This is a genomic window from Streptomyces sp. NPDC043996 (assembly GCF_056435225.1).
In genome coordinates this window covers 444,327-459,876 of record NZ_JBWKEY010000008.1, presented here as the reverse complement: position 1 = coordinate 459,876, position 15,550 = coordinate 444,327, and the positions used below count along the sequence as shown (strand labels likewise).

2 protein-coding genes are annotated in these 15,550 nt (G+C 72.8%); both read left to right on the top strand.

The annotated features are described in order from the left end of the window. The first annotated feature begins 1 nt into the window (after position 1). On the top strand, positions 2–7,774 hold the full coding sequence (locus AC07A4_RS23090) for an amino acid adenylation domain-containing protein (RefSeq protein ID WP_478601627.1): 7,773 nt from the start codon (positions 2–4) through the stop codon (positions 7,772–7,774). 11 nt (positions 7,775–7,785) lie between these two features. Next, positions 7,786–15,549 (top strand): amino acid adenylation domain-containing protein, encoded by a 7,764-nt coding sequence (locus AC07A4_RS23085; protein ID WP_478601625.1) that lies wholly within the window; start codon positions 7,786–7,788, stop codon positions 15,547–15,549. Position 15,550 lies beyond the last annotated feature (1 nt).

Below are 15,550 nucleotides of genomic sequence, written 5' to 3'. Positions count from 1 at the left end.
AATGATCCCGTTGTCGTTCGCGCAGCGTCGGCTGTGGTTCGTGGACCAGTTCGAAGGCCCTTCACCGACCTACAACGGCGCGTTCGCCCTGCGGCTGACCGGTGAGCTGGACGTGGCGGCGCTCGAAGCGGCGCTTCGCGACGTCATCGACCGGCACGAGGTCCTCCGCACGGTGATCGTCGAAGACGGCGACGGCGTCCCGCACCAGCGGGTCCTCTTGTCCGGGGAGAAGCCGTTCGACCTGCGGGTCGTCGACGTCGCGGGGGAGGAGGAGCGGGCGGCCGTGGTGCACGCGGTGGCCACCCGCACCTTCGACCTGGCCGCCGACGCGCCGCTCCGCGCCCAGCTGGTGCGCTCCGCGCCCACCGAGCACACCCTGGTCCTGGTGGCGCACCACATAGCCGTGGACGGCGAGTCCTTCGGGCCGCTGTTCCACGACATCACCACGGCCTTCGCGGCCCGCAAGGAGGGCGGCGCCCCGGCGTGGGAGCCGCTGCCCGTGCAGTACGCCGACTACACGCTGTGGCAGCGGGACGTGCTCGGCGACGAGTCCGACCCGGACAGCGTCTCCGCCCGCCAACTCGCCTACTGGCGCGAGGCCCTGGCGGATCTGCCGCAGCCGCTTGCCCTGCCGACGGACCGCCCGCGCCCGCGCGTGCTGAGCCCCGAGGGCGACCAGGTCACGTTCACCATCGAGGCCGACCTGCTCGACGCCGTGGAGAAGCTCGCCGCGGAGCAGGACACCACGGTGTCGATGGTCATGCACTCGGCGCTCGCGGTGCTCCTGCACCACCTCGGCTGCGGCGACGACGTGCCCATCGGCGCGCCGATCGCGGGCCGCACCGACGACGAACTGCGCGAGCTCATCGGGTTCTTCGTCAACACCTGGGTGCTGCGCGTCGACCTCTCCGGGAACCCGACCTTCAAGGACCTGCTCCAGCGGGTGCGGGATCGTTCCCTCGCCGCGTACGACAACCAGGACATCCCGTTCGAGCGCCTCGTGCAGCTGCTCAACCCGGACCGGTCCACCGCCTACAACCCGTTCTTCCAGGTGATGCTCTCCTGGCAGCCGCCCGTGCCGGACCTGGTGATCCCCGGCCTTGAGGTGCGGGCCGAGGCCCTGGAGACCAAGACCTCCAAGTTCGACCTGTTCTTCGACCTGATCCCGGTCGCCTCCGGCGGGGCGCGCTGCCGGGTGGAGTACGCCACCAGCCTGTTCGACCCGGACACGGTCGAGGCCCTCGCGGACCGGTTCGTGCGCGTGCTGAGCCAGCTCGCGGCCGACTCCGGCCGCCGGGTCGGCGGCGTCGACGTGCTCGACACCGCCGAGCGCGACCTGCTGCTGACCCGCTTCAACGACACCGCAGCGGCGGCGCCCGAGCTGACGGTCCCGGAGCTGTTCGAGGCTCAGGTCGCCCGCACCCCCGACGCCCCGGCGCTGGTGTGCGACGACCGGACGCTGACCTACCGCGAGCTCGACGACCGGGCCGACGCCGTCGCCTGGGAGCTGGTCCGGCGCGGCGCGGGCCCGGAGGACCTGGTCGTCCTCGCGCTGCCGCGCACCGAGGACCTGGTGGTCGGCCTCCTCGGCATCCTCAAGTCCGGTGCCGGATACGTGCCGATGGACCCGCAGTACCTCAGCGGCCGCGCACAGAGCGTGCTTTCCGAGGCGCGGCCCCGGTTCGCCGTCACCGACACCACGACCTGGCGGGACGTCCCGCCGAACGACGTGGAGTGCGTCCACCTCGACCGGCGCGCCGACTGGCAGGCGCCCGACGCCCCCCTGGACGACGCGGCCAGGACCACGCCGCTCAGCCCGGACAACCTGGCGTACGTGATGTACACCTCCGGCTCCACGGGCAAGCCCAAGGGCGCCGCGATCACCCACCGCAACGTCGTCAACGGCGTGCGGCAGCTGGTGGACGTCCTCGACGCGCCGCCCGGCTGGCGGATGCTCGCGGGCACCTCGGTCAACTTCGACGTCTCCGTCTTCGAGCTCCTGACGACCCTGTCCACCGGCGGCACCGCCGAGGTCGTGCCGAACGCCCTCGCGCTCGGCGAGCGCGACGGCTGGAACGGCCATGTGATCAGCGCGGTCCCCTCCGTGCTCGGGGAACTGGTCGGCCACCTGGACAAGACCACCGACGTGCGCTCGGTGGTGTTCGCGGGTGACGTGCTCCCCGCCCACCTCGTGCGCCAGGTGCGCGAGGCCCTGCCCGAGGCGCAGATCGTCAACTCCTACGGGCAGAGCGAGAGCTTCTACGCCACCACGTACTCCCTCGCGGCGTCCGAGGAGTGGCCGGAGAGCGACGTCGCGCCCATCGGCACCCCGCTGGGCAACATGCGCACCTACGTGCTCGGCCCGGGACTCGCCCCGGTGCCGCAGGGCGTCATCGGCGAGCTGTACGTGGTCGGCACCTGCCTCGGCCGCGGCTACTACGACCGCCCCGCGCTGACCTCCGAGCGCTACGTCGCGAACCCCTTCGGCCCGGCGGGCGAGCGGATGTACCGCACGGGCGACCTGGCCCGCTGGAACGCGCGCGGCCAGCTCGAAGTGCTCGGCAGGGCCGACGGCCAGGTGAAGGTCCGCGGCTTCCGCATCGAGACCTCCGAGGTCGAGGCGGCCTGCACGGCGCACCCCGGCATCAGCGAGGCCGTCGTGGTCAGCCGCGAGGTGCCCGGCGGCGGGCGGCGGCTCGTCGCGTACGTGGTGCACATCGGCGAGGGCGCCGTCGGCGACGACGGCGCGGGCGGCATCGGCGACGTGGACGTGCAGGCCGGTGCCTCGGCCGCCGAGCTGCGCAAGTTCGTCGCGGCCCGCCTCCCCGACTACATGGTCCCCTCGGCCTTCGTGGTCCTCGGCCGGATGCCGCTCGGGCCGACCGGCAAGCTGGACCGCTCGGCGCTCCCCGAGCCGGAGTTCTCCGGCGAGGCCTACCGGGAGCCGCGCACCGAGACCGAGACGATCATCGCCGCCGCGTACGCCGACGTCCTCGGCGTGGACCGCGTCGGCATCGACGACGACTTCTTCGCCGTCGGCGGCGACAGCCTGCGCTCCATCCAGGTGGTGGCCCGGGCCCGCGCCCGGGGCCTGACCCTCACCACCCGGGAGATCTTCGAGTGCCGCACGGCGGCCCGCCTCGCCGAGGTCGCCGACGCCCGCCAGGACCGCGGGCCCGCGCTCGCGGAACTCGAGGGCGGCGGCGTCGGCCCGATGCCGCTCCAGCCGGTCGCCCAGCACGTCTTCGAGCACGGCGGCGGCACCGACCGCTTCGCCATGTCGATGGTCCTCGAACTGCCCGCGGGCATCGACGAGCAGGGCCTGGCCGCGACGCTCGACGCCGTGCTCGACCGGCACGACCTGCTGCGCGCCCGCCTCGTGCCCGGCGACGAACCCTCCCTCGACGTGCGCCCCGCGGGCGCCGTACGGGCCGCGGACCTGATCCACCGCGTCGCCTGCGACGGCCGCTGGGACGATCCTTCCGCCCTCGCGGCGGCGAAGACGGAGCTGGACGCCGCGCTCGGCCGGCTCGACCCGCGGGCCGGGACCATGGCGGACTTCGTCTGGTTCGCCGCCGAATCGGGCGCGGGCCGACTGCTCGTGGTCCTGCACCACCTCGTGGTGGACGGCGTCTCCTGGCGCATCCTCATGTCGGACTTCGCCGAGGCCTGGCAGCAGGTCCGCGCAGGCAAGGCGCCCGAGCTGCCCGCGGTCGGCACGTCGGCCCGCCGCTGGGCGTCGGCGCTGCAGGACGAGGCGTTCTCCGAGCAGCGGGAAGCCGAACTCACCTACTGGCAGGAGACCCTCGAGTCGTCCAACGCCCCCCTGGGCGCGCGGGCGTTCGACCCCGCGGTCGACGTCTGGTCCACCGTCGAGACCGTGCAGGTGGAGCTCCCCGCCGACGTCACCGAGGCGGTCCTGACCAAGCTCCCCGCCGCGTTCAAGGGCACCGGCACCGACGTGCTGCTCGCCGCCCTCGCCCTAGCCGTCAACCGGTGGAGCGGCGCCGACCGCTCGACCCTGGTCCGCCTGGAGGGACACGGCCGCGAAGAGGACATCGTCCCGGGCGCCGACCTGTCCCGGACCGTCGGCTGGTTCACCAGCATGTACCCGGCCAAGGTCGACGTGCGCGAGGTGGACGTGGCCGAGGTCCTGACGGGCGGCGCCGCCGCCGCGAAGGCCATCAAGCTGGTCAAGGAGCAGCTGCGCGGCGTCCCCGACAAGGGCGTCGGCTACGGCCTGCTGCGCTACCTGAACCCCGAGACCGCGACGCAGCTCGCCGAGTACGCGGCGCCGCAGATCGGCTTCAACTACCTCGGCCGGATCTCCGACGCCGACGTGCCCGAGCACCTGCGCGCCGAAGGCTGGGGCCCCGCGTCCTGGTCCGCCGAGCTGGTCCCCGCGCCCGACCCGGACCTGCCCGCGCTGTCCGCCCTTGAGGTCAACTCCGTCGCCACCGACACCGCCGAGGGCACCCGCCTGCAGGCCGCCTTCATGTACCCCACCGGGGTGCTGTCCCGCGAGCGGACCACCGAACTCGCCGAGCTGTGGGTGGAGGTCCTGCGCGGCATGGCCGCGTACGCCGCGCGCCCCCAGGTCGGCGGGCTCACGCCCTCGGACGCCCCGCTGGTCAAGGTGAAGCAGGACGAGATCGAGGAGTGGGAGGCCCGCTACGGCCGCGTCGTCGAGGTGTGGCCGCAGGCACCGGGGCAGTCCGGCATCCTGTTCCAGGCCGCGCTCGCCGACGGCTCCTTCGACGTCTACCACATGCAGTTCGTGCTCCACCTGTCCGGACCCGTGGACCCCGCGCGCATGCGCGCCGCGGGACAGGCACTGCTCGACCGGTACCCGAACCTGCGCTCCGCGTTCCTCGCCGGAGTCAGCGGCGATCCCGTACAGGTCGTGGCGGCCCACGTCGACCTGCCCTGGCGGCACGTCGACCTGACCGGCCGCGGCGAGGCCGAGCAGAACACCGCCCTCGACGAGTTCCTCGCCGCCGACCGGGCCGACCAGCTCGACCCGGCCCGGCCGCCGCTGCTCCGCCTGGCCCTGCTGACCTGCGGGCCCGAGCAGTCGAAGCTCATCATCACCGCGCACCACACCCTGTTCGACGGCTGGTCCTCGCCACTGGTGATCACGGATCTGATCCGGCTCTACTCCGGGTCCGATGAGCTGACCCCGGCCCGGAACTACGGCGACTACCTGGCCTGGCTGACCCGGCAGGACCGCGATGCGTCGGCCGCCCGGTGGGCCGCCGAGCTCGCCGGATTCGAACAGCCGACCCTGGTCGCGCCCAACGCGCCCGTCGACACGGCGGCGTCCGCCCTCGGGCGCGTCGAGGTGCCGCTCTCCATCGACAAGGGGCGCGAGCTCGCCGGGCGCGCCGCGGAGCTCGGCGTCACGCTGAACACCCTCCTGCAGGGCGCGTGGGCGGTCCTCCTCGCGAAGCTGACCGGACAGCGGGACGTCGTGTTCGGCGCCGCCGTCAACGGCCGCCCCGCCGACGTGATCGGCTCGGACGAAATGGTCGGCCTGTTCATCAACACGCTGCCCACCAGGGTGCTGTGCCGCCCCGACCAGAGCGTCGGCGAGGTCATCACCGAGCTGCAGGAGCGCCAGACCGCGCTCCTGGACCACCACTACTACGGCCTCGCCGACATCCAGCGCGGCGTCGGCCTGCCCGCCCTGTTCGACACCATCGTCGTGTTCGAGAACTACCCGATCGACCGCGAGGGCATGGTCGAGGCGAACACCTCGGCGGGCTTCGGCATCCAGGCGATCCGGCCGTTCGCGGGCTCGCACTACCCGCTCACCCTCAACGCCTCCGACCCCTATCTGCGGCTCTCCCTCGACTACCAGAACCACCTCTACGACCGCGCGGCGGCCGAGGAGATCGCCGCCCGGCTCGTGCGGGTGCTCCAGCAGCTCCTGGACGACCCGACGGTCCCGGTCGGCGCCGTCGAGGTGCTCGCCGATGACGAGCGGGACTGGCTGGTGCGCCAGATCAACGACACCGCCCACCTCGTGGCCGCGGACACCCTGCCCGGCGCCTTCGAGGCGCAGGTGGAGCGGACCCCGGACGCGGTCGCGCTGATCGGCGACCAGGAGCGGCTCAGCTACGCGGAGTTCAACCAGCGCGCCAACCAGCTGGCGCACTGGCTGGTCGAGCAGGGCGCGGGTCCCGAGAAGCTGGTCGCGGTGCGGGTCCCCCGCTCCGTGGACCTGATGGTGGCGATCTACGCGGTGGTCAAGGCAGGCGCGGCCTACGTGCCGATCGACACCGAGCTGCCCGAGGACCGGGTCCGGCACGTCCTGGACAGCGCGAAGCCGCTGCTTGTGCTCGAAGAGAAGCTGCCGGACGTCTCCGCGTACCCGAAGACGAACCCGCAGCGCGCGCTCTCGCCCGACAACGCGGCGTACGTCATCTACACCTCGGGCTCCACCGGCGGCCCCAAGGGCGTGCAGGTGGCCCACCGCTCGATCATGAACCGGCTGAAGTGGGGCCTGTCGCACTTCGACGTCGGCACCGAGGACCGGGTGCTGCTCAGCACGTCCGCGAGCTTCGACGTGTCGGTGCCGGAGATCTTCGCGCCGCTGCACGTCGGCGCGGCCGTGGTCATCGCGCGCCCCGACGGCCGCCGCGACCCGGCATACCTGGCCGAGCTGATGCGCCGGGAGCGGGTCACCGGGGCGGACTTCGTGCCCTCCCTCCTGGAGGCGTTCGTCGCCGAACCCGCGGCCAAGCAGTGCACCAGCCTGCGGTGGATCGAGGTCGCGGGCGAGGCCTTCCCGGCCACGCTGGCCAACCGGTTCGTCGAACTCCTGCCGAACTGCTCCGCGAACAACCTCTACGGCCCCACCGAGGCATCGGTGGAGGTCACCGGCTGGCAGCACGTGCCGGGCTCGGACCGCCTCCCCATCGGCAGGCCGATCTGGAACACCCAGGTGTACGTCCTGGACGCGGCGCTGCGCCCGGTGGCGCCCGGCGTGGCGGGCGAGCTCTACCTGGCGGGCACCGGCCTCGCCCGGGGCTACCTCGGCCAGACCGGCCTCACCTCGAACCGGTTCGTGGCCTGCCCCTACGGCGAGCCGGGCACGCGGATGTACCGCACCGGCGACCTGGTGCGCTGGAGCAAGGACGGCCAGGTCGAGTACATCGGCCGCACCGACTTCCAGGTCAAGATCCGCGGCTTCCGCATCGAGCTGGCCGAGGTCGAGGCGGCGCTGGTCGCGCACCCGGGTGTCGACAGCGCGGTGGCCGTGGTGCGCGAGGACCGCGCCGACGACCAGCGTCTGGTCGCGTACGTGGTGACGGCCGACGGCACGGCGGACGCCTCCGGTCTTGACCTCACCGCCCTCACGGACCTGGTCCGCGAGCACCTGCCGGAGTACATGGTCCCGTCGGCGATCGTGCCGCTCGCCTCGTTCCCCACCACACCGAGCGGCAAGCTCGACCGCAACGCGCTCCCCGCGCCGGATCACATCGAGACGGCGACCGGACGAGGGCCGCGGAACCACAACGAGGAAGTCCTCTGCCGCCTGTTCGCCGAACTGCTCGGCGTGGAGGAGGTCGGCATCGACGTCGACTTCTTCGACAACGGCGGCCATTCGCTGCTGGCCACCCGTCTGGTCGGCCGCGTACGCAACGAGCTCAACGTCGACGTGAAGGTCACGACGGTGTTCCGCAATCCGACGGTCGCCCAGTTGGCGGCAAGCATCGAGAAGTTGGCCAAGTCGAAGCGCCGTCCTCAGCTGCGTCAGATGAACGTTTAGGAGTAGCACCGATGATCCCGTTGTCCTTCGCCCAGCGTCGGCTGTGGTTCCTCCACCGTCTGGAGGGCCCCTCCGCGACGTACAACATTCCCTTCGTGCTGCGCCTGGGCGGTCCCCTGGACACGGCGGCCCTGGCCGCCGCGGTGACGGACGTCGTCACCCGGCACGAGAGCCTGCGCACCCTGATCGTGGAGAACGCGGACGGGACGCCGGAACAGCGTGTCCTGTCCCCGCAGGAGGCGGAGATCCCGTTCCGGGTGGCCGACGCGGCCGCCGACGCGGTGGACGCCCTGATACACGACGTCGTGTGCGAGGGCTTCGAACTGGACACGCAGCTCCCGCTGCGGGCCGCCGTGCTCCGGCTCGCGCCGGACGAGCACGTGCTGGTGTTCGTGTTCCACCACATCGCGGCGGACGGGGCGTCGATGGCGCCGTTCGTACGGGACCTGCTGGGGGCGTACGCCGCCCGCCAGGAGGGGAGCGCCCCCCAGTGGGAGCCCCTCGCGGTCCAGTACAAGGACTACACCGTGTGGCAGCGGCAGCTCCTCGGCGACGAGGACGACCCGGACAGCGTCGCCGGGGAGCAGCTCGACTACTGGCGCGCGGAGCTGGACGGCGTGCCGCAGCCGGTGCAGCTGCCGCTCGACCGGCCGCGGCCGACGGCCGCCAGCCACCAGGGCGGCCACGTCGACTTCGAGCTGGAGCCGGAACTGCTCGCCGGGGTGGGCAAGCTGGCGGCGGACCGCGGCGCCACGGCGCCGATGGTCGCCCAGACCGTGCTCGCGGTGCTCCTGCACCACCTGGGCGCGGGCAACGACCTGACCATCGGCAGCCCGATCGAGGGCCGCGCCGACGACCAGCTCGAGGACCTGATCGGGTTCTTCGCCAACACCTGGGTGCTGCGCGTCGACCTGTCCCGCAACCCGTCGTTCGGCGAACTCCTGGAGCGGGTGCGCGACAAGGCGCTCGACGCCTACGACAACCAGGACGTGCCCTTCGAGCACCTGGTGGAGCTGCTCAACCCGGAGCGCACCACCGCCTACCAGCCGCTGTTCCAGGTGATGCTGGCCTGGCAGTTCGCGTGGTCGGAGATCGAGGTGCCGGGGCTGCGGCTCACCCCCGTCCCCGCGGGCACCGGCACCGCGAAGTTCGACCTGTTCTTCAACATCGTCCCCGGCCCGTCCGGGGCCGCCCGCGGGCGCCTGGAGTACGCCACCGAGCTGTTCGACCACGCCACGGCCCAGGGCCTCGTGGACCGCTACATCAGCGTGCTGCGGCAGGCGATCGCCGCCCCGGGGACGCCGATCGGCGGGGTGGACGTGCTCACCGGCGACGAGCGGGACTGGCTGAAGGGCCTGAACGAGACGTCGGCGCCGGTGGACGCGGTGACCGTGCCAGAGCTCGTCGCCGCGCAGGCGGCGCGGACGCCGGACGCGGTGGCGGTGGTGTCGGGGGAGACGGCCTTCTCGTACGCGGAGCTTGAGGCCCGTGCGGGCCGTCTCGCGGCGGTGCTGCGTGAGCGCGGGGTCGGTCCTGACGTCCTGGTGGCGGTGGCCCTGCCGCGCACCGCGGACCTGGCGGTCGCGCTGCTCGCCGTGCTCAAGGCCGGTGGCGCGTATCTGCCGATCGACCCGAACTACCCGTCCGCGCGCGTCGACCTGCTGCTCAGCACGGCCGAGCCGACCCTGGTCCTGACCGACCGCGAGGCGGCGGACACGGTGGCGGGCTGCCGGCCGCCGGTCCTGCTCCTCGACGACGTGGACCTGGAAGGACCCGCCGTCGCGGCGCCTGACGTCCGCTTCGGTCCTGACAACCTGGCCTACGTGATGTTCACGTCCGGCTCGACGGGAACGCCCAAGGGCGTGGGCATCAGCCACGCCAGCGTGGTCAACGGCGTGCGGGACCTGCGCGGGGCCGTGCACGTCGAGGCGGGCTCGCGGATGCTCGCGGCGACCTCGGTGAACTTCGACGTGTCGGTGTTCGAGATCTTCACCGCGCTCACCTGCGGCGCGAGCGTGGAGATCGTCCGGGACGTCCTGGAACTCGCCGAGCGCGACCAGTGGTCGGGCGCCACCATCAGCGCGGTGCCCTCGGTGTTCTCCGCCCTCCTCGACCAGCTCGGCACCGATGGCCGGGACGGCCTGCGGCTGGACGTGGACACCGTCATCCTCGCCGGTGAGGCGCTCTCGGCGGACCTGGTCGGCAAGGTGCACAGCGCCCTGCCCGGCACCCGTGTCATCAACGCCTACGGCCAGACCGAGAGCTTCTACGCGTCCACCTTCACGGTGCCTCAGGAGTTCACCGGAAGCGGTGCGGTGCCGGTGGGACGGCCGCTGGCGAACATGCGCGCCTACGTCCTTGGGCCGGAGCTGGCGCCGGTCGCGCCGGGTGTGGTGGGTGAGCTGTACGTGGCCGGTCTGGTCGCGCGCGGCTACCACCAGAGCGGCGCCCTGACCGCCGAGCGGTTCGTGGCCTGCCCGTTCGGGCCCGCCGGGGCGCGGATGTACCGCACCGGCGACCTCGCCCAGTGGGATGAGAACGGCCAGCTGAAGTACGCGGGCCGCGCCGACACCCAGGTCAAGGTCAACGGCATCCGCGTGGAGCCGACCGAGATCGAGGCGGCCCTCGCCCAGCACCCCTCGGTCAGCCAGGCCGTGGTGACCGTGTGCAAGGACCACACCGGCAGCCCGCGCCTCGTCGGCTATGTGACGCCGGTGGGCAGCGCCGCCACGGACGGCGGCGCGGACCTGAGCGCCGCTGTCTCGGTGGCGGAGCTGCGGCGTTTCGTGGCCAAGCGGCTCCCCGACTACATGGTGCCCGCGCAGCTCATCGTCCTGGACGAGCTGCCGTTGACCGCCAACGGCAAGCTGGACCGGTCGGCCCTGCCCGAGCCGGAGTTCACCGGCACCGTCTACCGCGCCCCGCGCGGCGAGACCGAGCGGGTCCTCGCCGAGGTGTACGCCGACGTCCTGAGCACGGAGCAGGTCGGCGTGGACGATGACTTCTTCGCCTCGGGCGGCGACAGCATCCGCTCCATCCAGGTCGTCGCCCGTGCCAAGGCGCGCGGCGTCGTGGTCACCACCCGCGAGATCTTCGAGCACCGCACGGTGGCCCGCCTGGCCGAACTGGTCGAGGGCCGCGCGGACGAGGAGCGCGTGGTACTGGCCGAGCTGCCCGGCGGCGGCGTCGGCTGGGCGCCGCTGCCCCCGACCGCCGCACACGTCCTCGCCCTGGGCGGAGGCATCGGCCGGTTCTGCATGTCGGCGCTGCTCACCCTGCCCGAGGACATCGACCGGGCGGGCCTGGCGGCCACCCTGCAAGCCGTCCTGGACCGGCACGACGTGCTGCGCTCCCGCCTGGACCGCAAGCAGCCGGGCCTGCGCATGGAGCCCGCCGGCAGCGTGGACGCCGGTGCGCTGGTGCGGGAAGTCGCCTACGACGGCGCCGATGTGCAGGCCGAGCTGGACGCCGCCGCCGACCGCCTCGACCCCGACGCGGGTGTGATGGCGCAGTTCGTGCGGTTCACCTCCGCCACCGAAGCGGACCGGCTCCTGATCGTGCTGCACCACCTGGTCGTCGACGGCGTGTCCTGGCGCATCCTCCTGCCGGATCTGGTCTCGGCCTGGCAGCAGGTCCGCGACGGCGACACCCCGCAGCTGGCGGCGCAGGGCACCTCGCTGCGCCGCTGGACCCACGCGCTGGCCGAGGAGGCCACCGCCGCGGACCGGATCGCGGAACTGCCCGTGTGGCAGGAGATCCTGTCCGGCGCGGAGCCGGTCCTGGGCGCCCGTGAGCTGGACCCGGCCCGTGATGTCACGGCCACCGTGGACACCGTCCGCGTCCAGGTCCCCGCGAACGTGACGGAGACCTTGCTGAACACGCTGCCCACCGTCTTCCGCGGCGGCGTCGACGACGGCCTGCTCACCGGCCTCGCCCTGGCGCTCGCCCGCTGGCGGCAGACGCACGGCGCCTCCGGCGACTCCACGCTCATCCGCCTGGAGGGCCACGGCCGCGAGGACCACCTGGTCCCCGGCGCGGACCTGTCCAGCACCATCGGCTGGTTCACCGCGATGTACCCCGTCCGCCTGGACGTCACCGGCATCGACCTCACCGACGCCTTCAACGGCGGCAAGGCCGCGGGCCAGGCCATCAAAACCGTGAAGGAGCAGCTGCGCGCGATCCCGGACAACGGTCTCGGCTACGGCCTGCTGCGCCACCTCAACCCCACCACCGCCACCGCCCTCGCCAAGGAGCGGTCGCCGCGGATCGGCTTCAACTACCTCGGCAAGGCCTCCAGCGCGGACATCCCCGAGGAGCTGCGCGGTCTGGGCTGGGCGCCGGACACCTCCCACCAGGATCTGATCGCCGCGCCGGACGCGGACATGCCCGCCCTGTCCGCCCTGGAGATCAACGCCGTCGCCGCCACCACCGCCCAGGGCGAGGAGCTGACCGCGTACTTCGGCTTCCCCACCGGTGTGCTCTCCCGCGAGGAGGTCACCGAGCTCGCCGGACTGTGGGTCGAGGCCCTCACCGCCCTGGCCCGGCACACCACCGCCCCGCAAGCGGGCGGCCTCACCCCCAGCGACGCGCCCCTGGTCAAGGTCGGCCAGGACGAGATCGAGGCCTGGGAGGAGCGCTTCGGCAAGCTCGCCAAGGTCTGGCCCGCGACCCCGGCGCAGTCCGGCATCCTCTTCCAGGCGATGCTCGCCGGGGCCACGTTCGACCCGTACCACATCCAGCTGGTGTTCCACCTGTCCGGCGAGGTCGACCCCGAGCGCATGCGCCGCGCCGGGCAAGCCCTCCTCGACCGCTTCCCCGCCCTGCGCGCGGCGTTCGTCAACCGCGCCGACGGCGACGTCGTCCAGGTCGTCCCGGAAACGGTCACCCTGCCCTGGCGGCACCTCGACCTGACCGCCGCCCCCGAGGCGGAGCGGACCGAGGCGTTCGAGCGGTTCCTCGAAGAGGACCAGACCACCTACTTCGACGCGGACCAGCCGCCGCTGATGCGGCTCGCCCTCGTCGTCCTGGAGACCGGCCGGCCCGAACTCGTCCTGACCGCCCACCACGCGCTCTACGACGGCTGGTCCACGCCCCTGCTCATGCAGGACCTGCTGCTCCTGTACGCGTCCAACGGCGACCCGAGCGGCCTGCCCGCCACCCGCGACTACGGCGACTTCCTGTCCTGGCTCACCCGCCAGGACCAGGACGAGGCCGCGCGGGCGTGGGCGGCCGAGCTCGAAGGGGCCGAGGAACCGGCCCTGCTCGCCCCCGACGCGACCAACGCCGACGACGGCGGCCGCGACTTGGTCGAGATCGAGCTCCCCCTGGAGGAGGCGCACGAACTCGTCCGGCGCTCCTCCGCGCTGGGCATCACCGTCAACACCCTGGTCCAGGGCGCCTGGGCGCTGCTGCTCAGCCAGCTCACCGGACGCCAGGACGTGGTGTTCGGCGCGACCGTCTCCGGGCGGCCGCCCGCGGTGCCGGACGTCGAGTCGATGGTCGGCATGTTTATCAACACCGTTCCCGTGCGCGTCCAGCACGCCCCCGGCGACACCGTCGCCGACGTCCTGAACCAGCTCCAGAGCCGCCAGGCCGGCCTCGTCGAGCACCACTACTACGGGCTCACGGAGATCCAGCGGTCCGCCGGCGTGCGGTCCCTCTTCGACACGCTCGTCGTCTTCGAGTCGTACCCGGTCGACCGGGAGGGCCTCGAAGACGCCAGCGAGGCCGCGGACGGCATCACCATCGCCGGTCTGCGTCCGTTCGCGGGCAACCACTACGCCCTGTGCCTGACCGCGGCGGCCGACCCGTACCTCCAGCTCACCATCCAGTACGCCCCGAGCGTCTTCGACCGGGGCACCGTGGAGACGTACGCGGCCCGCCTCGTGCGCTTCCTGCGGCAGCTCGCGGCCACGCCCGAGCTGAAGGTCGCGCAGCTCGACGCCCTGGAGCCGGGCGAGCGCGAGCTGCTGCTCGCCCCGTACGACGAGGCGGCCGCCAAGCCCCGCCACGTCACGCTCACCGAACTCGTCGAGGCCCAGGTGGCGCTGGTCCCGGAGCGGGTCGCCGTGGTCGCCGGGGACGAGTCGCTCACGTACGCCGAACTCGACGCCCGCGCCGAACGGCTCGCGGTCGAGCTCGCGGCACGCGGCATCGGCCCGGAGACCGTGGTGAGCGTGGTCCTGCCGCGCGCCACGAACGTGGTCGTCGCCCTCCTCGCGGTGCTCAAGGCGGGCGGTGCCTATCTGCCCGTCGACCCCGCCTACGCCGCGGCCCGCCTCCCGCACGTCCTGCCCACCGCCCGGCCCCACCTGATCCTGACCGACGCCGAGACCCGCGGGCTCGTCCCCGCCACGGACATCCCGCTGCTCGTCCTCGACGACATCGACCTGCTCACCCCGGCCGAGGCCGCCCCGGCACGGCCGAAGGCGGGCCCCGACAACCTGGCCTACGTCATCTACACGTCCGGCTCCACCGGTGTGCCCAAGGGCGTCGGCGTCACCCAGACGACCGTCGTCAACGCCGTGGACACCATGGTCGCGTACGCCGGTCTCGAGTCCGGCCAGAAGGTCCTCGTCGCGGCCTCGTTCGGGTTCGACGTCGCCACCTTCGAGACGTTCGCCGCGCTCACCACCGGCGGCACCGCCGAGATCGTGCGCGACGTGCTCGAGCTCGCCGAGCGCGACAGCTGGGACGTCGACGTCATCTGCTCGGTGCCCTCGGCCTTCGCGGAACTCGTCGACCAGCTCGCCGACCGCATCAAGCCCACGGCGCTGAACATCTCCGGGGAGGTGCTCACCCCGGTCCTCGCGGAGCGGGTGCGCGGACTCTGGCCGGAAGCCCGCGTCATCAACAGCTACGGCCCCAGCGAGACCTTCTACGCCACCGGCTTCCTGCTCGACCCGGCCGAGCCCTACACCGACGGCGTGCCCATCGGCCGCCCCTTCCCCGGCGTGCGCGCCTACGTCCTCAGCCCCTCCCTGACGCTGCTGCCCCCGGGCACGCCGGGCGAGCTGTACCTGGCCGGGGCGGGACGCGGCTACCACCGCCAGCCCGGCATGACCGCCGACCGCTTCATCCCCGACCCCTACGGGGCCCCCGGGTCCCGCATGTACCGCACCGGTGACCTCGCCAGCCTCACCGCCGATGGACAGGTGCAGCACCTGGGCCGCATCGACACCCAGGTGAAGATCCGCGGCTACCGCGTGGAGCCGGCCGAGGTCGAGGCCGCCCTGACGACCCATCCCCACATCGCCCAGGTCGCCGTCGTGACGCAGCAGCCCGGCGACACGACGCCCTACCTGGCCGCCTACCTCGTCCCCGTCCCCGGCGAGGACGTCCCGGACCTGGACGAACTGCAGGACCACCTGTCCGACCGGCTGCCCGACTACATGGTCCCCGCCGTGTACGTACCGCTGGACCGGCTGCCCCTGTCTCCCAACGGCAAGCTCGACCTCAAGGCGCTGCCCGAGCCCGAGCTCACCGCGACGACGCCCTACCGGGCGCCCCGCAACGCCCGCGAGGAGACCCTGGCCAGGCTGTTCGCCGAGGTGCTCGGCCTGGAGCAGGTCGGCATCGACGACGGCTTCTTCGAGCTCGGCGGCCACTCCCTGCTCGCCACGCGCCTGATCACCCGGGCCCGCGGCGAGCTGGGCATCGAGATCCCCATTCGCAAGCTCTTCGACCTGCCGACCGTGGCCGCACTCGCTGAGTGGTCAGAAGGCTCGGCGGTCCCCCTTCGGCCCACTCTTCGCAAGATGAAGGTAGAGGAGTAAG

What these genes read in the sequence shown, in the direction of transcription:
- AC07A4_RS23085 (WP_478601625.1), top strand. Translation starts at nt 7,786, where the DNA reads ATGATCCCGTTGTCCTTCGCCCAGCGTCGGCTGTGGTTCCTCCACCGT.
- AC07A4_RS23090 (WP_478601627.1), top strand. Translation starts at nt 2, where the DNA reads ATGATCCCGTTGTCGTTCGCGCAGCGTCGGCTGTGGTTCGTGGACCAG.